Here is a 21757-nt window from a genome sequence, read left to right as displayed (position 1 = left end):
CCGTTCCCCACCTACACTTTCTCCCGGACATTCTTGCCAAACAGCCCGGATGGTTTAAAGATCAGGATCAGAATCAGCACGGCAAAGGCAACACCGTCACGCCAGGATGAGTAGCCAAGCGATGAAATTTCCGTCTCCACTGTTCCCAGCAGCAATCCGCCGACAAGCGCGCCCGGAATGCTTCCGATTCCTCCAAGTACTGCTGCTACAAAGGCTTTGAGTCCCGGCATAACGCCCATAAGCGGATCTACCGAATTGTAGGTCATACCGAAGATTACGCCGGCCGCTGCAGCAAGCGCAGACCCGATAGCAAAGGTTGCCGAGATCGTGCGGTCTACGTTGATCCCCATCAGCCGTGCCGCTTCCATATCAAATGATACAGCCCGCATTGCCTTGCCGGTCTTCGTGTAGCGTACAATATATTGCAGAATAATCATCAGGACAATTGTAGTAATCAGAATCATAACCTGGTTGGAATCGACCTGAATCGAGGTTCCGAATAACTGGTACTGCTTCTTCTCCATAATATCCGGGAACCCTTTGGCCTGCGGTCCAAGGATAAGCACCGCTACATATTCCAGCAGGAAGGATACCCCGATCGCAGTGATCAATGCGGCAATTCTGGTGGACTTGCGCAGCGGCTTATATGCCAGCCGTTCAATGGTAATACCAAGCAGCGAGCTCATGGTCATCGAAATGATCAGCGACAGCAGCAATACCAGCACCGGAGGAAGTCCGGCATTCGCCAGAAACTTGGCACTGTACAGGCCGATGAACGATCCGACCATAAACACATCACCGTGGGCAAAGTTGATCAGCTTAATAATCCCGTAAACCATTGTGTAGCCAAGGGCGATCAGAGCGTAAATACTGCCTACGGAAATCCCGTTAATTAATTGCTGAATGAAGTACTCCATCGCCATCCCCTTTTCCCCATAGTAATTAAAATCCCCTTTCTCTGTCTCCCAATCTGTTTTTCTTTCTAAGATGTCATTTATATTAACACAAGGTTTTGGGTCCGTCACTAAAAAATGCAAGGTTTTAATATAATTTTCGAAAATTTGTGTTACATTACATAAAAGGTAATGGTATCTATAGGTTACGTTTTTTGGGTTTTCCGAATAATTCGGAGTAAAACGGAGAAAAACAGAGGATTTACAAGGATACTGCTTTCAAAAATCTTTTCCTTTTCTAATACAATACTTTATTTTCCCGCAAATAATATAACATTTGTCTCTTTACAGCAGCAGTTCTTCAATCCATTAAAGAAATAACGGACTACATCACTAGAATGCCGTAGCTTCATGTAGTATAATGTAGTTTTTAGTTAGAAAAGCTTACATCAGACACAAATCTTTAACAAATCCCTAATGGCCGCCGGTCCATTAGCCGGAATGGGAAGATTCCATGAGCAGTCAGCAGATCACCTCCGGATGAATCACCTGGAGCCCTTTAACAATCCGTCAGCGGATAACGTCGGTTGAAATATGCGGGATGCAAACCATTGCCACCTTAATCCTGCTCCCGGTTCAAGCTCCATAACTTCCAAAAGCACAAAAAAAGCCCCCGGAAAACCGGGAGCTTCATTTCTATTATTACGACGGAGAGAGAGGGATTCGAACCCTCGCACCGCTTACGCAGTCTAACCCCTTAGCAGAGGGTCCCCTTATAGCCACTTGGGTATCTCTCCAAGAATGGCTCCCCGAACAGGACTCGAACCTGTGACAACTCGATTAACAGTCGAGTGCTCTACCAACTGAGCTATCAGGGAACATTACATGAACAAGAAATAATTTATCATGATTTCATGTTCCCGTCAAGCGGAGGCAGCGATTTTTTATAACGGTTACATTTTGAAGCCGGATGTCCGCTAAATCAGCGGATGACAATACTCCCCGTCCGACGGAATGCTAACACGCTCCAGCAGTCCTTCATTAGTCAGACGGGCTCTCAGCATCTCCCGGGTTACGAGGCAGTGATTGATCGCTTCCATATGCACTGCAATAACGGCTGCATCCGGCGCATAGCGGCATACATCCACAACATCCTGCTCATCCATCGTAATAGGCCCGCCGGTCACAAAACGCGCACCTCCGGCATTTACGACAACCACTTCAGGATGATAAGTATCCAAAGCCTCTTTAACCTCTGCGCACCAGATTGTATCCCCGGCCAGGTACAGTGCAGGTTCATCCTGAGCCTGAAAAATAAACCCCGATACCTTGCCCATCAGCTCCCCTATCTCTCCTGTACCGTGCTGCCCGCCTATTCGTGTTAATGTAACGCCTCGGAAAGCAAGCGGCTCTGTATCAGGTACAGCAGTGACATTAATGAAACCTTGTCCGCCGATCCTTTCCTGATCCCCTTCCTGACATAGCACAGGCAGATCATGCGCCAAAAGCGAAACGGCGGCCGCATCCCAGTGATCCTGGTGAAGGTGGGTTACAAGCACCACATCCGGATTCAGCCATTGCTCAGCGGGAGCAGGCAGCGGCACCAGCGGATTTCTGCGCTCATTGGCCGTGTTGATTATCGGCGGGTTGGCTTCTTTTTCGCTAAGCATAGGGTCAATCAGGAAGGTAAGACCGCCATACTGCAGCCACAGGGCGGCATTGCGGATCAGATGAATTTTCATACAGGAACACCTCTTTCTTCAGACTGTCTTCTGCTACAATTCATTATAGAAGGTCTCTGCTGTACAATACATTGCGGCGCGAAACAGATCTGCCGTTTCTACTTTCATCCGGAAAGGATTAACCCATTATGACTTCCCACCTGATCGACGATACGGATTACCGCATTCTGCAATACCTTATTGAGGACTCCACACTTAGCCATAAAGACATCGGGGCACTGGTGCATATGACCGGACAGGCCGTAGGCGCGCGTATCCGCAGAATGCGGGAGCTGGAGATTATTGAAGGCTATACGGTGCGCTGGAATCCGGCTAAAATCGGACAGGGTCTTCTTGCCTTTGTCACTGTGTTTTTGGGCTCCAATGCCGCACACCCCCTTTTTCAGCAGTTTGCCATAAAGCATGACAGCGTGATTGAGCTGCACCGCGTCAGCGGCGAAGGCTGCTACTGGATGCGCGTGCGTTTAGGGGAGCAGGATGAGCTGAATGCTTTTTTGGACGAGCTGCTGGAGTTTGGCAACTACCGGGTGAATTTGGGGATGGGGCAGCTTAAGTAAGGGGATTGGCGAAAAAAGGCTATTTCCTTGTGCGGGATTCGACGGGACGGCGGGCCTTCATATCTAAGTGGATTTTTGCCATCTAATTGCGTCATTTCCCCGAATTCCAGTTACTTAGTTGTAAAATCGGCACTTAGTTCTGGCCAAAACCACCTACAGCCGCCAAAACAGTAAAATTAAGCAGCAATTATCCAACTAAACTCCTCTCCACCATAGTTTTCGCAGAAATAGGTGACGTTTTTCCACTTAACGCAATGGAAAGCGTGCACGCGAATAGGATTTAAGCTGCATAAAAAAGGCCGCCGCCAAAGGAATGGGATTCCTGAGGCGGCGGCTTTTTTGGGGGGCGCTGCATTAAGGCAGGATGAACAAGATTAATCGTTCAGCAGCTTGCCGGCCCGCAGCAGCCGGGCCAGTATGACCGCCGCTTCGGCACGGCTGGTGACGGTCTGCGGCGCGAAGCTGCCGGAAGGCCGTCCCTGCATAATTCCTCCGGCGGTCAGGGTGTTCACCGCTTCCTGGGCCCAGGAAGCGGTGTCGGCAGCGTCGGTGAAGCTGCCGGTGGCGGTTGGTGCTGCGGCGGCTACTGTGGCACCACTCGCTGAGGCGGTGGCAGTTGACGTTCCGCCGACAGCGGTGGCTCCAGATGCAACGGCAGTGGCTGCCGTTCCGCCGGTGCCTACGATAGGTGCGGTATTAGACAGAGCTGAAGCGGACTGTACCAGCTTCAGCGCTCTGGCGGCCATCACCGCCAGCTGCTCCCTGGTGACCGGAGCCTCCGGACGGAAGGTTCCGTCCGCGTAGCCCTGCACCAGGCCCAGATCAGCAGCCGCTCTGGCATCGGCTGCAAACCAGGCGCCGGCCGGCACGTCGCTGAAGGCGGCGGCGTCAGCCGCAGCGTCCGGCTGCAGGCCGAGCGAGCGCACCAGCATGGCCGCGAATTCGGCCCGGCTGACGGTCTGCTGCGGCGCAAAGCTTCCGGCGCCGCGGCCGTTCAGAATGAGCTTGCCGGCCAGCAGCTCAATTTCGGTCTTGGCCCAGTGGCCGGAGAGGTCGCTGAAGCTGACCGGGTGCAGCGCAACCGCGATTACGCCTCCGGCCACACTGCTCTTGACGGTAACCTTCGTTACGCCGCCGGCCGTCTCGAACAGGGCCGGCACATACCGGAAGGTACCGGTCTGTGCGTCGTACAGCAGCGCTGCTGCGCGGTCTGCACTGACCGCTTCCTCCACGGTCAGCGTCCGCTCTGCGTAAGCAGCGCCGAAGCCGCTGACCGGCACGGCGGCTGCGCCGCTGCCGCCGAGTACGCTCAGGGTGAAGCCTGCCGGCACACCCTTCACCGCAAGGTCCTGCTTGCCTGCACCGGCAAGCAGCTTCTCAAGCGCTGCGCCGCTAAGCGGAGCCAGCGCAAATTCCAGCGTGCCGTCCGCAAGGCCGGCCGCTTCAAGCACGCTTTCCGCGCGGTGCAGCGGAAAGCGGTAGGACGCGCCGCCGCTCGTGACCACGAGCACGGCGCCGGGCACTGCCGCAGCCGCGCTCCGCAGGGCGGCTGCACTGAAGCGCGCCGTGCCTCCGGCACCGGCAGCGACCGTGATCTCGCGCTGCCCGGCGGCAGCAGCAGCGCTCAGGCGGGCGTCACCGTCCGCCGCAGCAGCGCCAGTTCCTGCGCTGCCGCCGGAGCCTCCGGTGCCGCCGGGGCTGCCGGACTCCGTATCGTCCGGCTTCAGCACAGCCAGGTCATACACCCGTGAGCTGCCGTTCACGCTCACAGTAAGCAGGGTATTCCCCGCTGCAACAGCCTGCAACCTGCCGTCCTTAAAGCCGGCTGTACCTGCATCTGCAAAGCTGAATTCAGCCTGTGCAGTAATGTCAGCGCCCGCCTGATCAAGTACCTGCAATTCCACAGCCATGCCCTGCTTCAGGATAAACGGCCCCTTCTGCCCGTCAGCCAGCTTAACGGCGAACGGCTTAACGGCAGTAGCGATACCCTGGTTCTTCTCACGGACAGCGAACCCGGCTGCCGGATTAGCCAGCAGGTTCATCCGTTCCCCGCGGATAATCAGATTGTCGATCAGCAGGCTGCCGGTCAGCTCCGGCGTCACTTCCACGCCGCTTGTGCCTGCCCCGTCAATGATGTTGTCCGTGAGGACAACACCGTCCAGCCTCATATTGCCGTGTGTAACCAATCCGGAGTAGGTACTGTCCAGTATGGTATTGCCGCGGATCTGCACATCGGCATTCAGATTACTTTCGCCTGCATACAGCCAGATTGCCCCTAAGTTGACACCATAACCGGAATCATAGCTGCCGGTGCGCAGCAGCGTATTGCGCTCCACCACCGTAGTTCCCTGGAACGGTTCAGCCGAGAAACGGGTCGATACCGCAATACCCGCACCGTTCGTTACGGTGTCTTTGACGATATTATCCTGGATTTTGTTGTCCCGGCCGCCAAAGACGACGATATTATCGGCCAGCCAAGGCAGCGCAACGGTATTGAAGCGGGCTGTATTATTGAAGCTCGGCGTCCGCTCGCTGCCGTTAACGTCACTCAGCTTATCATCGGTAAAAGACCACATGGCAATCCCGTCATCTCCCGGATAACGGATGTCGCTCTGCTCCATCATGCTGTTGCCTGTGCCCACGGCAAAGTTAATGCCGTCCGCCATCAGATTGCGGATGCGTAGGCCGACCATATGCAGGCCGTCTGTCCGGGCTTTCTCGCCTCCCGGCTGGGTCAGCCATAATCCGGCCTTTGTATGCTCGATCCAGACATTCTGGATGAGCGAGCCCTGCCCGAACGCCCCGTGAAAAGCGTTCGTAACCGCCTCATCGTCACGCACATTAATCCCGCCGTCAATCAGGAGATCATGGACGCGGACCTTCCCTCCGTGACCGTAGAACTTGGCCCCGTTCAGCGTCGTGTACCACATCCCTGCTCCGCGGATGTCTGCATGGTCCAGATCAAGCAGCCCGTCTCCCACATTGAAGCTGCCCGCCGGGAACCAGACACCGCTTCCGGCTGCTTCTGCCGCAGCCAGCGCAGCCTTGAAGCCGGCAGTATCATCGCCTTCATCATCAGGAACTGCGCCGTAATCGGTCACAGACAGATACCCTTCGGGCTTCTCCAGTGCAGGGGCAACCTGCTCCAGCTCTGCCAGATCGATAACATAAGAGGCTGCCTGATCCTGCACACTTTTCTCCAGACGGATCACAGCCCCCGCCGGAGCATCACCGATCAGGGCATGAATCTCGTCAAAAAAGCGGTGCCCGCTGCCCTGCCTTGGATCATTCGACCACGGATAGCTGCCGTATTCCCAAGCATATTTGGAGGTCAGGCTCAGCTCCTGCCGTTTGCCGTTCACCACCAGCGTCAGCGTCTCCTCAGCCCCTGCACCGTCCGGACTGTCCGGAATGGAATAACGGAGCACGATGGCATTCGCTGCCTCAGCAAGGGTGAACTCGATATAATCGCCTGTATCCTTAAGCACTACCGCCTGCCGCCCGGAAGCTTCCGAGGCTACACTGCGGTACTTGCGGGACGGGCCTATAAGCTCACCGTTCGTAACTGCATCCTCTGCCTCATAGCTGATATAAGGAACTGTAGCCCCGCGATAGGCTTTGGCCACACTGTCCTTGACTGTGAGACTGTCAACGGATACCTTACTCCAATCACCATCGCCGCTGCTGATCGTAACTGTATTAATACCAGCCCTGAGCGCCAGCTTCACAGTTACCTCTTGCCAGTTACCACCGCCAGCCGTCAACGCAGCTGTACCCTGCGGGAGGCCGTTCACGGTTACATCCAGTGCAGCTCCTGCAGAAGCTGCATATTTATAGCGGAGTACCGCGCTGTACTCTCCGGCCTTCTCCACATTTACAGCAAAACGCAGCAGCCCGTTGCCACGGAAGGCATCCTTGCCTGGATACACAATATTCTTTGGCACCGGCATAAAGCTCCATTGCTCATTGCCGTCCACAGCGAACACAACACTCCGGTCTGCGCTGCTGATCAGTATCCGGCCAAGCTTCTCTTCCATATACCACTGCGAGGCCTCCCCGCCGCCGGAAGTCAGCTCAGCAGCACCTTTTTCATCAAGTGAGAGATAATGACCCGTCTGCACATTTTTAATCCTTTTGCGGCCGTTAACATCCTGCACCAGCCACTCCGCCTTAGCAGTCAAGTCCTCGCTGTCTGCATAAACCGGCTGGCCATCCCTCTCTGCCAGTACTTTCCCTGCCGGTGCTTGCGGTGTGATCCTCACAATGTTGGTATCATCCTGAACGGGTGTGGAGGTATCACTGTTCCGCGCCTCACCAGCCGGTCTGTTGAATTCGGCCGGTGCTGCTTCCAGCGCCCACTGCGCGGATGCCTCGCTGTCCAGCAGCAGGCCGCGCTCGGCATAACCTGTTTTATTGCTCAGATTGATCAGTTCATCGTCATATTCCCCGTATAAACTGCAGATCAGGTAATTGCGGTAATCTGCGCTCAAGCTTACTTTCCAGGCTGAAGCACCGTGCGTATCCGGCTCAGTGCTGCCTTCCAGGAACGAATAATCCCCGTTCAGCGTCAGGTAATGACCGGTAGCCCGGTTCACAATGAACGGACCGCCCGCTCCGTCCGAAATCGTCCAGTGCGAGTAACCGTTATCCGCCGCAGGCTGTCCGTATAGCACTACACCATGTTCATTCTCATAGAGGTAGTCGCCGGTCTGTGCATTCTTGAATCTGACCGGATCAGCCGGAACAGCCGGCGGAGCTTCTGTCACCGCTTCGGCGGTAAACTGCGCACTGTCCATACCGGCGGCTCCGTCAGCCTTGCTGATCCTAATGACCGGCTCGCCGTCCGTACCGGATGCACCGTACAGATAATGGCCCGCCCAGGCGCTTTTAATAGTAGAAACACCTGATGGCTGCATATCCACCACCCACCGGATGCTGGCCCAGACATCATAGACCGTCTGCTCTGTAGGTACAGCCAGCTCAGGGCTCTCCTGCTCGATCGCCTCACCGAAATTCTGCAGCGAGAGATATCTGCCTGTGCCCCTGTTCTTAAGCTTTACCGCTCCGCCGGCGCCCGGGATTTCCTGCATCTGCCACACAAAGCTGTCATCCTCCGGATCAAGCGTACCGTAAGTCGCCCGGCCGACCGTCATGTCAACATCAGCAGCTTCAAGTTTCGTTTTCTGCTCAACCGGTTCCCCTAACTCCGCGGTCAGCGCACTCTCTTGCCCGGGGTCCGCAGCCTGCACCTCCGCACCGGATTGCCGGGCATACACGTCCTCCGTAACCGTAGCGCCGTGTTCTGCCAGCTTCCGTTCATTCTCCTGCACAGCCGGAACAGGACCATCCTGCAAATACTGATCTTCCCCGTTCACACTGTTTAGCTTGAAGCGGAACAGATCCTGCTTCTTCTCCGTCACCGCGACGAATCTCCATTTCGGGCTGCCCCAATCCGGATTAATGACACCGTACTCGGCATATTTGGTCAGGTTTTGCAGAGAAATATATTTCTCGGGCCGTTTTCCCGGCTCCTTGTCGAGCACACTGGAAATAACGTAGGTGCTGTCACCGGTATTTTTTCCGGTCCAGATATAGGTCTGATCCACATTGGCTTTGTCTGCCAGCGGGCTCACCTGAATATGTCCGTCCGGCATCTGCGCTATATTGATGTAGTGTCCGGTCTTGCGGTTCTTGAACAGCTTTCGGCCGTTATCCTTTTCCACCAGCCACTGGTCAGAGCCGTCCTCCTGCATATTGCCGTATTTCAGCAGCCCTTCCTTGCTCTCGTACCAGTAAAAAGACTGCCAGCCGTTCTGAATCCGGTAATAATGCTCGGCGTTATCTGTTGGAGTGCTTGGGTCCAGCAGCTGCCACTGCGCCGCAAGTGTACTGGCATCCGTTCCGGCACCGGCACCGCCGCCTGCCAGCATCGCCAGATAGACGCCCGGGCTCTGCACATTTTCAATCGTCTGATAGTCATCGTAATCGTCAGATTCATTGAACACCCACCGGTCGGAAAGCATACTTTCGCTGAGCGTGAGCGCTTGTACCGTATCCCCTGTGTATGAGAGATAATGGCCGCTCGCCGCATTACGTATCCGTTTATCGCCGTCATAATCCTCGGCATACCATAAATAGCTGTTCTCATTAGCCGCATCCGGCGTAATCGCCCCATGCGCTAACGCCCCGCCGGAAGCTTCATAGAGGTAATCCGCTGCCGTCTGCGCATCGGTATAGGCCGCTATCCGCACAGGCTGCAGCTCGGTAACCGGCACGATCATCCACTGTGCACTGTGATTGCCTGCCCAGCCCGGCCAGTTGTTGGAGCGTACATTATTGTCGTCGCCGTACTGGGGATTCAACCACAGCTCTTTGCCCCCGTCGGTCAGCCGGTGGTTGCGAAGTGTGATATAGCCTGGCCCGTCTTCACCGGGAGCGGCCTCCTGAACCCATTCACTTAATCCTTCGTCCGCCGGATCAATAACATCCGCAAAAACACCAAGCCAGTGCTCCGTGTTCTGCTTGATGTAATGCCCTGTCGCACGGTTGCGGATGGTCAAGGTTCCGGCATTCTCTCCCGGCTCCAGAAACCACTGCGCAGCCTCATTGCCCAGCGCTGCTTTGCCGTAAAGGACTTTACCTTCCTCTTCATACATAACCTGCCCGGGACGCATCCGGCTTTCCAGCCGCACCGCTGGCGCTGCACCCAGATCAATAAAGGCCCACTGCGGGCTCTCGAAGGTCACATTGATATCCGGGCTGACCTGGGCATAGCCGAGCTGATTTTCCTGATGGATGACCAGCTTGCCCTCGGGCGCAGTAGCACTGCGGATGACCATGTACCCGCTTCTGTTCGAGAGATCAATCAGCCACTGTTCAGATGCGTTCCCTCCACCCGCACTAGCCGCTGCTTTCAAAGAGTCCTCTTTGCCGGCATTACCGGCGAGCGTGATGTAGTGGCCTGTTTTGACATTTTTGATCCGGGATACACCCTCCGTGGTTTCGACATTCCAGTGCGCTGAGGTATCTGCCGGATTCGTCATTCCGTAACGGACGATCCCTCCGCTGGTCTCGTAGAGATAATTGCTTTTCCACTTGTTCTTGATCAGGACTGTGCCTGCCGGAATTTGCCCCGCCCCTGTTCCCCCGACACCTGCAGCCTCCGCCGGACTTCCTCCCGCGCCAAAAGCAGACAGATCCGGAAGCATAAGCAGCAGCACCAGCAGCCCCGCCACCAGTGACCTGAACCGTTTCATAAATGCGCCCCCTCTAAGCCAAAATGGACTTCCCTTTCATCTTAGGTTGACAGCGTTTACAAAACGAGGTGTGATTGTACTCGGCACAGGTGTATTTTTACGGAGATCCGGCCAGGCTCGTTCTATCTGTTATAAATATAGAAACAGCAGCCACAAAAAAGCAAAACATCGCTCTCCCGGCTGCCGCTATATTATAGAAGAAATATATTTTTAAGAAACAACGATCTGGCCGTCCTTCATCACTAATCTTACGTTTCGGAGGTTCCCTACATCAGACAGCGGATCTCCTTCAACAACAAATAAATCCGCCCTCTTGCCTGGTTCGATTGTTCCGAGCTCATGAGATACTTTGCCTATTTTTGCACCGGTAGAGGTTGCTGCCACTATTATTTGCATCGGGGTAAGACCAGCCTCCCCTAACAGACGGATCTCTTCCCAAGGCATCCCCAGCCGGTACCAAGGACTTTCCTCTTCCACAAAATCATCCCCCAAGCCAATTTCTCCGCCTGCCAGGACAAACCTGCGGACATTATCCAGCCCTTGCTGCAGCAGCGGCGCACCGAACTTATCCTGGAACATCTGCAGTACAGTTAGCGTAGGAACGATCCGGATGTTCTGCTCTACCATCTGCCGGATCAGACTGTCGTCCAGGCGGTCATAGACCATATGCGCAGCATCGTTAATCCCGGCATCGGCTAAAATCTGCAGATTACGTGAGCTGGTTACATGAGCAGACACATGCGCTCCGTTCTTTGCGGCTTCCTGACAAATGGCTTGCAGCAGTTCCTGGTTAAGCTTGGGCAGCCCGAAGGTGCTGGGGTCGTAGCCGTCTTCCAGTGCTGTTTTGATAAAATGAACGCCTTGCGCCAGTACCTCCCGGACCTTAACTCTGGCTTCCTCCACACTTGCAACCCCTATAGGCGCTTGTCCGCCGTATCCTCCGGGAGCCGTGAACACTTTACCTGAGGTGAGGACTCTGGGAAAAACCCGGCTGTCCAGCTGATTTGTATGTAAGATCACATCATCAATCGTTGCGTCCGTTGTCATGCCTTCGTCACGGACCGTAGTAATCCCCTCCCTGAGACAGGCAGACAGATATTCCTTATGGTAACCGTGCAGCGGCTGGCCCTGAACCCATTTAAAGCTGGTGTGCGCATGGGCATGTATCATTCCCGGCAGGATGGTAAGCCCTCTCAAATCGATTTCTTGTACATTTTCATTCCTAATCCGGCTGCTTGTCTCCTGCTGTGTAATGGCTCTGAAGCGGCCCTTTACGATTTCAATCGTTACGTCGGGTATAGGCCGGACCCCGGTTCCATCGATCAACGTCCCGTTTCTCAGCACAATTGCTTCATTTTTCATGAGAAAATAAACCCTCCAGCACAGAATGTTTGTTTGCATTCAGGAGAGAGTTTACCGCATAATAATTACCAGATGAAGGTAATCTTCATTTATATACGTTTGTTACCTGGAGGCATTCATGAAGAACAAGACGGATAAAGCTGAAAAAAACGATAAAATCGAAACCCCGAAAATCACGGACACCGCTCTTTTGCCGCTGCAGCCTATAGATGCACTGCAGACCAAAGAGGAATACAGCCGCTGCCAGATCAGCGATATTCAGCTGGAGTATCAGGAAGCCGAGAAGGTCTCTTTTGACAAGGTATTATTCAAAAATGTGATCATCAGCGAATCCTCACTCCGCGCCATTGAGCTGACGGATGTGATCTTTGAGAACTGCGACCTCTCTAATGTAAATTTCAGTGAAGCCTTTATCCACCGGACCGAGTTCAGACATTGTAAAATGATCGGCACCGACTTTACCCGCGCCCGCTTCCAGAATGTCTCTGTAATTGATTCACTCTGCGATTTCGCCAGCTTCCGGTTCAGCAAGCTCAAGCTTACCGCCTTCGGGCAATGCTCGCTGAACAGCGCCGATTATTATCAGGCCGACTTTCAGAAAGTCGCGTTTGAGGATTGCAAAATAGACCAGGCCGTCATGGCCGGAGTCAGGCTGAAGGATACCGATCTGAGCAGCTGTGAATTCACCGGACTGCTGGTGGACCTTGAGGACCTGCCGGGCTGCATTATTTCTGCCGATCAGGCGGCTTCTTTTGCCGGACTGCTGGGCCTTGTCATTAAATAACGGATTATTTGCCGGCTTCGAGCGTCAGCAGCTTCAGCCTGCCGGCACATTTGCCGCAGCGGTAGCGTGCCGGATCGGCCCGCCGTTTGCGCGGGTATTCCATGGCACAGGCCGTACACACCAGCTTGTACCGGTAAGGCTGCGGCTTACGCGCCTTGGCTCCGGGAAGGGTCTGGCAATAGCGGCTGCCGCCGACTTTGGCCAGCAGGCTTTTAAAATCGGCATCCCGGTGCATATACCCCCGCTTCGCCAGGTGAAGGTGATAGTGGCAGAGCTCATGCTTGATGATTTTTTCCGTCTCCTCATGTCCATGGATGGCAAGCTGCTGCGGATTAATCTCTATATTATGGCTTTTGGTAAAATACCGTCCGCCCGTCGTCGTCAGTCTGCTGTTAAAGCTGGCCTTGTGCCGGAACGGCACGCCGAAGCTGCTGAGCGATACCCGCTCGATCCACTGCTGCAACTCCTCGTTGCTCATACTGATGCTGGTACTGGTCATAGCGTCCGCCCCCTTTTTTACATATGCAAAATAACATCACCACTTGAATTGTAACTTGCCCATAGGCTACACTGTCAAGAAGGAAGACAAGTACGGAGGGAGACATAGGGAATGCCGAAAATGCGGTATGTAATTTTGCAGCAGCACCAGGAACTGCAGTTTGTAGAAATGCCTGAGGAGTATGCGTACCAGCTGAGTGCGCTAAATCTGCGCCTGAATAAGGAGATTGCCAAGCTGACCGCCGACAATGTGCCGGATCTGCCGCTGGCGGTTGCGGAATGCGATGCGCTGGAGCTTTTGCGTGAAGGGGATGTGCTGGAGTCTGGGCTGGGGTATATCAACCGGCTGGAGAGCGCTTTTGCCTCCATTCAGGAGAAGGAATATCCGCTCATCTCGCTGCTGACCGAAATCCGCGCACTGCAGGCGCAGCTGGAGCAGTGGTACGAAGAGGAAGAAGAAGGCGTGCATTAGGCTTTTTTGTTTAAGACGGATCAAGCAAATTCTTACCCGCTGCCGCACCATTGGGCACCTTTCCCCATATGCTATCTGTACATAGGATGCATGCTCATAAGGAGGGGTACACTTGCCGCAGTGGCTCTGCCATCAACTGATGAAGGCTTATTTCAAAAAAGACCGGCGCCAGATCAAAATGCTCAACGAATGCTGGTTCTTTTACCGTAACTCCGGTGATCCCAGGGAATTTACCCAGCGGGATGTATAGTTTAGAAAGCAAAAGCCGTGTCTACCATCAGGTAGGCGCGGCTTTTTGGATTGGGTGTACTGTGGCAGTCACAGCTGACTTCAGTAAGTGGCACAGTGGCGAGTGTCTGCTCACCCTCTAATTAAAACATCGGGAAGACGTACCGCACCAGGAAGAACAGGATACCAAAGATAATAATGATATAAGCGGCGTATTTAATAAAGGTGGATGCGACAGCGCTGGAGTCCGAGTGCTTGCGTACCTCCGTGCGTTCAACCTCAACACTTCTGTCCTTGTAATTCGGATCCATTATCAATCTCTCCCTTCGATTATCAAGCTGTTATGACATCCATTAACCCCGGATTTTTCTTCTTGAAACAAAGAGCCGCACCCCGCGGCGCCCGGAATGTACTCAGGCAGCAGGAGGTGCGGCTTAAAGATTAGCGAGAATTACGGTACACTGAATAGTCCTAGTTAAAGCTGCGGTTTGACGGCCAGGAGCCCTGCAGCTTGCGGATCAGAACAATCTGACCGGTATGGTAGCAGTCATGCAGGATAAGGCTCATGACCTCTTCGCCGGGAGCGTGTCCGGAACCGCCCCAGTCATACGCGCCCTCTTCCAGCGCTTCAATAATCTCACGCAAGGATGCATGAACCGATTTCAGCTTGGTGACAGCCTGTGTCCAGGCTTCTTCCCCGCTCTCTGTTACTGTAAACGTGGCATCGTTGCTCTCCAGATCCGGCAGCTTCGGAAGCCCCTTAAGCTTACGCAGCAGACGCTCCTTGTAATAAGTCAGATGATTCACCGTCTCCCAGATCGAGTTGCCCGCTTCACCCGGCTTCCAGACCGCCTGTCCGGCATTTACACCCTCCAGCGCATCACTCAGCGGCGGCGCCCAGTCCTCGGTGTCCATGGCATAATCCCAGTTTTGCAGCAGTACTTCGCTGATTTTGTTTTGCATGATATACCTCCTGTGGGGTTATTAATGGTTAGCGTAAAATGCTTAGTACATTCATTGTCCATTGTCTCGTATTTAGTATTCAGCTCAGCTATAATTGATTCATCCTTTGTAACCACTTAAATTCATAAATAATAGTTACACCGAAAATATAGCACAACTCCAAAGCTGAATCAAGTAACTAGCAATACCTAGTTTTAACTGTTACAATCAAGAGAACAATGATTACGGAATAAGTTGCGGGAGGAGGGATATCCAATGCTCTGGGATGATTACATTAACAGCTATTGGCGGGACTGGCGGACCGGCGACCGGAGCCTGGACCGTGACCGACTGGACGATCCGCAGTGGCTGGCGGAGTGGCTAGAGCAACACGGGCTGCCGGCAGCTGCACCGGCAAAACCGGAGGAATTGCAGCAGCTTAAAGAGTTGCGCAGCTTGCTTTGGGAAGAAGTCAAGAAGCTTGTACAGGGAGTTCCCCCGGATCAGTCACTGTTTGACCAGCTTAACAGCTATATGACGGCAGGTCCGGTTATCCGGCAAATCGTCCGTAATCCGGACAAGCCTCCAGAGCTTGCCCTCCTGCCGCAGTGCAGCGATTGGGGACAGATCATGGCCGAGATCGCCGCGTCTTTTGCCGATGCTGTACTGGAGAAGGAACCTTCCCGCATCCGCATCTGCGACAATCCCGACTGTCTCTGGGTCTACTATGATGATACACGCAACCGCTCAAAGCGGTATTGCGATGATAAAATGTGCGGGAATCTCATGAAGGTGCGGCGGTTCCGGGCGCGGAGGAAGGCTGGGGTGTAGAGATAGCGCATAATGGGCGCACTAAAAAATGAGCTGTCCCAGATAACCATTTCATGGCTTTAGGGACAACCCTCTTCATTACTATTAATACCGTTGTACTTCCTCGTAGGGTACAAGCAGCATTCTACGCTGCACATCCATAAGCGACCGAATCGCCCAAGATGCGATCACGGCAACGACCAATCCTACTACAACATAAGAAATGTACTGTTGAGGTAATGTCCAGTGGATATTAAACAAAGTAAATACATTATTCTCAAGAATGTTCAAATCCATCGTTTGCAGAAAAATCTGATGTAGCACTGGTAGTGTAATCAGACTCAATGCAGTCGCTACCATAGCTACCGTAAATGAAAAGAAGACAATACTGGAAACAAACCGCCCCATAATCAACATAATGTTACGTGCAAAATCCGCACCATGAAAACCCAGCTTTATTCGTTGAAGGAACCCTGCTACCTCCTTCTGCATATCTGATCTGTGTTCTTCGGTCGATCTAGGAATATCCAGCAATGATCTTACTAGCTCTTGTTCAAATTTTACAATGTAATCTAATCCCTTAGCTACTGCAAAAAACAAGGGAATACCGATGAAAATCGGTGTTAATCCAATGGATAACGCTAGCCCTGTCACCATAAACACGAAATAGACAATCGTGATCGGCAATGATATTAAGAAATACAAAATACTCCGATATGTCTTGGGACTTCCTCCACGTTTGCGTGGTTTAGATTGTGATTCTACAGGAACTTGTATGGAATCCAGCATTCCAATCGGCCTAGTATACACTTTATCATTCATTTTCCCTGTCCTTCCTCTCACGTTTTTCAATTACTTTCATTATACGTGGTGAAGAGAAGGCTAAAAACAGTCTATGGAATGGAGTTGAACCAGACCTAAGGCTAGGATTTGTTTCTCTGAGCAACAGATAATTTAAGTCTACATATCCAAGGCAGCATGAATCCAATAATGTTATGACTAAAGCGCTTATAACAAATCTGATTGCGCTGAGGTTAATGCACAGTACGAAGATATAGCATCGTACCATGCTATAGGCAGTTTTTTAAACAGGAATAAAGAGGAAAGGCAAAAAGTGAATGCGGGGAGGTGAATTAGGGTATAAGAAATGGAACCAAAAAGGAGTGATATGAGATGAAATCCAAGCGCTCGATGAACTCTAACTTTGATCATACAGCGCATTCGGATTCACTACTGAGGGAACTTGAGAAATACCCCAAGCAGAAACCAAACGAAGACGATATAAAGCGGGTTGCTTCAATGGTTAATGAATACAAAGGCAGCATCAAATCCCATCTGCATGAACAACAGGAACAAAAGGTTGGGCATGGGGAGCGTTTTGCGGATTGGGTTGCGAAATTGGGCGGCAGCTGGCTATTTGTTATCAGTTTCGGTCTGATTGTCATTCTATGGCTCGCGTATGACAGCAGCCGCAGTTCCTTATTTATACTCAGCTTTTGTTTATCCGTCTTTGCGGTATTTCAAGCAGCAATGATCCAAATGAGCCAAAACAGGCAAACTATAAAGGACAAACAGGAACAAATGCTGCATATCGCGATTAACTATAAAGCCGAAAAAGAGAATCTTGAAATGCAGGAGAAACTGCACAAAATCGATAACTAGCTTCAAGCTATCGAGAATCATTTAACGTCAATGCGTAATTCTAAATTTTTTTAATGTATGAGGTCAGAGTTATTTATGCATCAAAAGCTGTGCCTAAGCCATAAAAAAGTGCGCCCCTCCAGTTTCCTGTCCGCTGAGGGCACGCACTTATTCTACATTGGATAGTTATCTACTCTCTGGCCACCGCCATCTCCCGCTCCAGCTCCGCCTCAATTTCTTCATTGCTCACGACAGCTTCCTTTGTCTCCATTATCCCCAAGTGCTGCTTAATCAGCTTCAGATCACTTTGTACCTCCCTGACTCTGGCGTGAATGCTGAACAAGAAACCAAAACCCACCGCAAGCATCGTAAGCAGCCCGTACGGACCAAGGAAGGAGGATATAATGATAGCGGTTACAATTGCAACGATGGTTCCAAGTATGACCATTCGCAAGTCTCCTCATCTCTAAATAATATAGTTTATTCAGTGACTCATTGTTTATTTACGGAAATTTAAACAGATACAGTTAAGAGTAAACCGTTATTTGCTTATATCTTCAAAAATCCTTGGGCAGACGCCTGAGATTACGAATAACTGCACTCTGTACAATTATAATGGACCTTTAAGGGGATTCGGAGGATTAACTGCATTCTATACAACTATATTTACCCATATCACTGATAATTGTGAATTCGGGCCGTTTTAGTTGTATGAAATACATTTAACTCGCGAAACACTCTAAATATCGGCATTTTAGTTGCACAAAGTACACTTGTCCGCTGGCGAGGGTAGTCAGGCCGGAATGATAGCGCTGGGTCAGCCTATCTGCCAGTCAGCCCATTGCCATTCTGTCAACTCAGCCAGCCCTCCAATGCCCCCGCGCGGCAAGCAAATTCACCCCTGCAACGCCTTCCGCACACTCAAAATATATTTCGCCTGGTCCAGCGGGTTCACGCCGCGGCGCGTGCGCTCGGCGGTGACGTCCGGCGGGCACGGCTCGTAGCCGGCATAAGCGGAAGCGAAGGTGCTGCGCCCCTTCGTGTAGGAGCTGAGCGTCACCGGATAATCCAGTGACGTGGCCAGCGGCAGCCGGCCTTCGATGATCATCCGCTCGCCCTGCAGTACGGGCGGCTCGAAGCTGCCGCGCATCTGCACGAGGTCGTTCATCACGCGGCCGGCGTTCTCCTCCGGCACAACGATGCGCACAGCCAGAATCGGCTCCAGCAGCCGGGTGCCGATCCGGTTCAGCCCGTCCATCAGGCCCATCGGCGTAGCCACCGCAAAATCCAGCGGATGGGTATGCCACACATGATGGTTCCCCTCCACCAGCGTCACCTTCAGGTCGGTGACCTCCCAGCCGTACATCCCCTGCTGCAGTGCCTCCGGTACGCGGCGCGCCGTCTCGTTCTGATACTGCGGCAGCAGGTCGGAGCTGCGCACGACCGATTCATATACGAGGCCGCTGCCCGGCGGCCCCGGCTCAATATGAAACCGCAGAATCGCCCAGCATGGCTTCGGCATCAGGTAGGCGACATAGCCTTCGCCCGCAGTGCGCGGCGTTTCCTTGTAGATCACCGACGGCTGGCCGAAGGTGACCTTCAGGCCGTATCGGCTCTGCAACACACTGTCCAGCACCTCCAGCTGGATCGGCCCCATCACCTTGATGTGCAGCTCGCGCTCCTCCGGCAGCCACTCGGCGCCAAGCTGCGGATCCTCGTCCGCCAGCTCCTGCAGCGCGCCGATTACCTTGTGGTCGTCCATGTCTGCGCCCCAGAACACCCGCACGGTCAACAGCGGCACAGCCAGCTTCGCCTCTTGCGGAACCGCATCCGGCCGGCCCAGCACATCACCGATCCGCACGCCGGACAGACCGTAGACTACCGCGATGTCGCCAGCCTCAAGCGCGCCGACATCCTCAGTGCGGCCGCCTTCCACCTTACGGATCTGCGTTACTTTGGCTTCAATCCCCTGGGAGTAGTTCGTTACCGTATCACGGTTGCGGATCGTTCCCTCATACAGGCGGACAAACGCCATCCGGCCCATGCTTTTATCCCGCTGAATATTGTAGACGATGCCGGACACCGGCTCCTCCGCCGCACCTCCCGCCCTCGGAAAATAGTCAATCATCGCATCCAGCAGCTCCGTAATACCGATTCCCCTAGCCGCAACTCCGTATGTGAGCGGGAACAGACGCCCGGCAGCAGCGGCGGTCTGCATGTATTTTTTCCAGTAGAGAAGATCCGGCTCCCCGCCCGTCATATACAGCTCCAGCAGCGACTCATCCCGTTCCGCCAGCGTCTCCAGCAGCTCTGTCCGTGCATCCGTATCCGACTCACCAGACCACAAATCCGCTGCCCCGCGATAATCCTGCTCCCTGCCGAGCGGCTGCTGCACCGGAATAATGTCACCCGACAGATAGGTCCGTGCCTGTGCCAGTACTGCTTCCGGGTCCGCTCCGGTCCGGTCCATTTTATTGACAAAAATCAGCGTAGGAATCCCCAGCTTGCGCAGCGCATTCCAAATCATCTCGCTCTGTGCCTGTACACCTTCAACCGCCGAGAGGATTAGTACCGCGCAGTCCATCACCCGCAGGCTCCGCTCCACCTCAGACAGAAAATCAACATGCCCCGGCGTATCGACCAGGTTCACCTGTACCCCTTTCCAGCTAAAAGAGGCCAATGCCGCCCGGACTGATATGCCCCTCTGCCGCTCCACCTCCATCGAATCGGTCACCGCCGTACCGCTGTCCACACTGCCCAGTGCGCGGATACGTCCGCTTTCATATAAAATATGCTCCGTAGTCGTCGTCTTCCCGGCATCGACATGGGCAAAAATCCCGATATTCATACGCTCTGCGCGTTGCTGCTGATTCATCTATTGTCTCCAGTCCTGTACGTATAAGTTATAATAGCGCTCTCATGCGATAAGTGTACTGCGAAACTGCAGCTTTGATCAATGCCAGAGCCTGCCGGGGTGGTTCATCCGGGGTCATGCGGGTATTAGTTACTGACGTGCCGGAAGGCTTTTTATGTAGCCAATCCGCGTCAATGCGGTCTGCGCTGGTGCTATAGATACGAAAATTGGCGATAATACGTATAAGAGCGATGACCTGAAGGAAGTTAAGATTCCGGTAGAGTTCCCGGAGGGCAGTCATCCGCTGGAGCAGGCTCCCGGCAAGCCGGAGCAGGTCGCGAATCTGGTGCTGTTTCTAGCCTCGGATGAGTCGTTCCATGTTACGGGGACGGAGATTTTTGTGGATGGAGCAGAGTCGCTGCTGCGCGGTTAACTTTTCAAATTGCAATTAATTTGCGCGAGTCTGCAACCTTTTGCCGCTTTTCCCCATCTAGGAGTATGAGAGGTGAGGCACATGAAGAAATTATCATTCCAGACGGGCGCTAAAAAACTGACATTAGCGTGCGGTATCCTGGCGGCAACAGTATCCATGGGAACATCGGCGTTTGCCTTTTCCGATATGAAGGGCGATGCCAACGAAGCAAAGATCAACGCACTGCACAGTGAAGGCATTGTTAACGGAGTAACAAGTGATTTGTTCGCACCCAAAGCAAAAGTAACCTTTGCCCAGGGCGTGCAGTTTATCGTCAGCGGCCTAAAGCTGTCCCCTACCGAATCCGGTAAGGCAAGCGACTATTTTGACAAGGTAAAAGATAATGCCTGGTATGCATCCGCATTCGTAGCAGCCAAGCAGAACGGACTGGCTCTGGACAAGACTGTAGATCCTAACGGAACAATCACCCGTGCCCAATTCGCCCATCTGCTGACCCAGGCGCTGCAGAGTAAAGGAAATTTCCCGGTTACCTTGATGTATGCTATGGTATCTGACGGCGACAAAATGTCTAACGAGCAGATGAACAGCCTGCAGATACTGGTTAACACCCGTATTCTGAGCCTTGGTGCCAACGGCATCTTCCGTCCGACTGAAGCGGTAACCCGCAGCGAAGCAGCGGTATGGGTCCACGATGCTGCCAAATTCGCCAAGGAAGTCATCACTCCGGACGACAGCACGGAAGCTCCAGCCTACGAATACGATGCAGAAGTGAAGGTGGAAAAAGCGGCCGACGGCATCAGCAAAGCCACCGTTACCGTTAACAACCTGCCGAACCCGGGCTACGGCCTCGCTATCGACAAGATCGAATTCGGCAAAAACAAGACTGCTGTAATCTACTTCAGCGTAACCAAGCCTGATCCGAACAGCATGTACCCGCAGGTCATCTCCAGCGCATCTGCTGTGACTTACCTGCCTGAAGGCTACACTGCAACAGTGCAGGCTTCAGATGGCAAAGCGGCTGGTGCGGGTTCAGCGATCAAATTGAAATAAGCTTTACTAAAAAAACAGGCCGTGCTTACCATTCAAGGTAGGCACGGCTTTTTTATGCTGGTATCTGCCTTAGCGTCATCTTAGTCTAGTGTTGATTTATTTGACTAACGCCCCCTTTGGCTATTCATTTGAAGTAGGGGTAAATATTAATTCTCTTATTTGATTTAAAACGCTAGGCGAGCCTTCTTGTGGGTGCATAATAATTGCTACTAACATAGTTATCAAAATAACCGTT

At 53.1% G+C, this 21757-nt stretch carries 17 protein-coding genes, 2 tRNA genes and 1 pseudogene; 8 read left to right on the top strand and 12 right to left on the bottom strand.

From position 1 onward, the window contains the following. Positions 1-11: 11 nt before the first annotated feature. The 4 genes from AC4G46_RS06105 to AC4G46_RS06090 form a co-directional block, all read right to left on the bottom strand. Entirely contained in the window at positions 12-917 is a 906-nt protein-coding gene (locus tag AC4G46_RS06105) for a branched-chain amino acid ABC transporter permease (RefSeq protein WP_068722278.1), read from the bottom strand. Positions 918-1601: 684 nt separating this feature from the next. Continuing rightward, positions 1602-1690: transfer RNA gene (locus tag AC4G46_RS06100), tRNA-Ser, on the bottom strand. 5 nt (positions 1691-1695) lie between these two features. Then, positions 1696-1771, bottom strand: a tRNA-Asn gene (locus AC4G46_RS06095). Between the two features lie 99 nt (positions 1772-1870). Next, positions 1871-2635 carry an MBL fold metallo-hydrolase gene (locus AC4G46_RS06090; RefSeq protein ID WP_491127137.1) on the bottom strand — a complete coding sequence of 255 codons (765 nt, stop codon included), beginning with the start codon at positions 2633-2635 and terminating at the stop codon, positions 1871-1873. 128 nt (positions 2636-2763) lie between these two features. Between AC4G46_RS06090 and AC4G46_RS06085 the strand changes: the two genes are divergently transcribed. Next, entirely contained in the window at positions 2764-3192 is a 429-nt protein-coding gene (locus tag AC4G46_RS06085) for an Lrp/AsnC family transcriptional regulator (protein WP_491127136.1), read from the top strand. A gap of 374 nt (positions 3193-3566) precedes the next feature. Here the strand turns inward: AC4G46_RS06085 and AC4G46_RS06080 are convergent, their stop codons facing one another. Further along, positions 3567-10448: an S-layer homology domain-containing protein gene (locus AC4G46_RS06080; protein WP_491127135.1), complete on the bottom strand. Its 6882-nt coding sequence runs from the start codon at positions 10446-10448 to the stop codon at positions 3567-3569. A 210-nt stretch (positions 10449-10658) separates the two neighbouring features. Further along, complete coding sequence (locus AC4G46_RS06075; protein WP_491127134.1) at positions 10659-11810, bottom strand: amidohydrolase family protein; 1152 nt, start codon at positions 11808-11810, stop codon at positions 10659-10661. Positions 11811-11928: 118 nt separating this feature from the next. On the opposite strand from AC4G46_RS06075, the gene AC4G46_RS06070 reads away from it, so the two are divergent. Beyond that, positions 11929-12594, top strand: coding sequence for a pentapeptide repeat-containing protein (locus AC4G46_RS06070; protein ID WP_491127133.1), 666 nt, complete (start codon positions 11929-11931; stop codon positions 12592-12594). Positions 12595-12598: 4 nt separating this feature from the next. On the opposite strand, the gene AC4G46_RS06065 is transcribed toward AC4G46_RS06070, so the two are convergent. Beyond that, the gene (locus tag AC4G46_RS06065) at positions 12599-13072 is read right to left on the bottom strand and encodes a SprT family protein (RefSeq protein WP_491128805.1); all 474 of its coding nucleotides are present in this window, start codon (positions 13070-13072) and stop codon (positions 12599-12601) included. Positions 13073-13204: 132 nt separating this feature from the next. On the opposite strand from AC4G46_RS06065, the gene AC4G46_RS06060 reads away from it, so the two are divergent. Both AC4G46_RS06060 and cmpA read left to right on the top strand, forming a co-directional pair. Beyond that, positions 13205-13564, top strand: a complete 360-nt coding sequence (locus tag AC4G46_RS06060; protein ID WP_090715390.1) for a hydrolase/acyltransferase — start codon at positions 13205-13207, stop codon at positions 13562-13564. Positions 13565-13676: 112 nt separating this feature from the next. Further along, positions 13677-13814 (top strand): cortex morphogenetic protein CmpA, encoded by a 138-nt coding sequence (gene cmpA, locus AC4G46_RS06055; RefSeq protein WP_491127132.1) that lies wholly within the window; start codon positions 13677-13679, stop codon positions 13812-13814. 121 nt (positions 13815-13935) lie between these two features. Here cmpA and AC4G46_RS06050 read toward each other — a convergent pair whose 3' ends face one another. Together AC4G46_RS06050 and AC4G46_RS06045 are read right to left on the bottom strand one after the other, a co-directional pair. Beyond that, complete coding sequence (locus tag AC4G46_RS06050; protein WP_221803806.1) at positions 13936-14103, bottom strand: hypothetical protein; 168 nt, start codon at positions 14101-14103, stop codon at positions 13936-13938. Between the two features lie 160 nt (positions 14104-14263). Continuing rightward, on the bottom strand, positions 14264-14755 hold the full coding sequence (locus AC4G46_RS06045) for a DinB family protein (protein WP_491127131.1): 492 nt from the start codon (positions 14753-14755) through the stop codon (positions 14264-14266). A gap of 255 nt (positions 14756-15010) precedes the next feature. Between AC4G46_RS06045 and AC4G46_RS06040 the strand changes: the two genes are divergently transcribed. Beyond that, positions 15011-15565, top strand: coding sequence for a CGNR zinc finger domain-containing protein (locus AC4G46_RS06040; protein ID WP_491127130.1), 555 nt, complete (start codon positions 15011-15013; stop codon positions 15563-15565). A gap of 84 nt (positions 15566-15649) precedes the next feature. Here the strand turns inward: AC4G46_RS06040 and AC4G46_RS06035 are convergent, their stop codons facing one another. Beyond that, positions 15650-16366, bottom strand: a complete 717-nt coding sequence (locus tag AC4G46_RS06035) for a sensor domain-containing protein (protein ID WP_491127129.1) — start codon at positions 16364-16366, stop codon at positions 15650-15652. A gap of 351 nt (positions 16367-16717) precedes the next feature. On the opposite strand from AC4G46_RS06035, the gene AC4G46_RS06030 reads away from it, so the two are divergent. Continuing rightward, the gene (locus tag AC4G46_RS06030; protein ID WP_491127128.1) at positions 16718-17206 is read left to right on the top strand and encodes a DUF1003 domain-containing protein; all 489 of its coding nucleotides are present in this window, start codon (positions 16718-16720) and stop codon (positions 17204-17206) included. A 169-nt stretch (positions 17207-17375) separates the two neighbouring features. On the opposite strand, the gene AC4G46_RS06025 is transcribed toward AC4G46_RS06030, so the two are convergent. Together AC4G46_RS06025 and AC4G46_RS06020 are read right to left on the bottom strand one after the other, a co-directional pair. Then, a complete protein-coding gene (locus tag AC4G46_RS06025; protein ID WP_090715402.1) occupies positions 17376-17633 on the bottom strand; it encodes a hypothetical protein in 258 nt (85 codons plus the stop codon). 447 nt (positions 17634-18080) lie between these two features. Further along, on the bottom strand, positions 18081-20060 hold the full coding sequence (locus AC4G46_RS06020) for a GTP-binding protein (protein WP_491127127.1): 1980 nt from the start codon (positions 20058-20060) through the stop codon (positions 18081-18083). A gap of 163 nt (positions 20061-20223) precedes the next feature. On the opposite strand from AC4G46_RS06020, the pseudogene AC4G46_RS06015 reads away from it, so the two are divergent. Next, positions 20224-20472, top strand: a pseudogene (locus AC4G46_RS06015) (SDR family oxidoreductase); the annotation flags it as partial. An 81-nt stretch (positions 20473-20553) separates the two neighbouring features. After that, entirely contained in the window at positions 20554-21522 is a 969-nt protein-coding gene (locus AC4G46_RS06010; protein ID WP_491127126.1) for an S-layer homology domain-containing protein, read from the top strand. Positions 21523-21757: the final 235 nt, after the last annotated feature.

The sequence above is a fragment of the Paenibacillus sp. fava2 genome, from assembly GCF_058313675.1.
The sequence above is the reverse complement of the archived record's forward strand: the minus strand, read 5'-3'. Positions and strand labels throughout refer to the sequence as shown.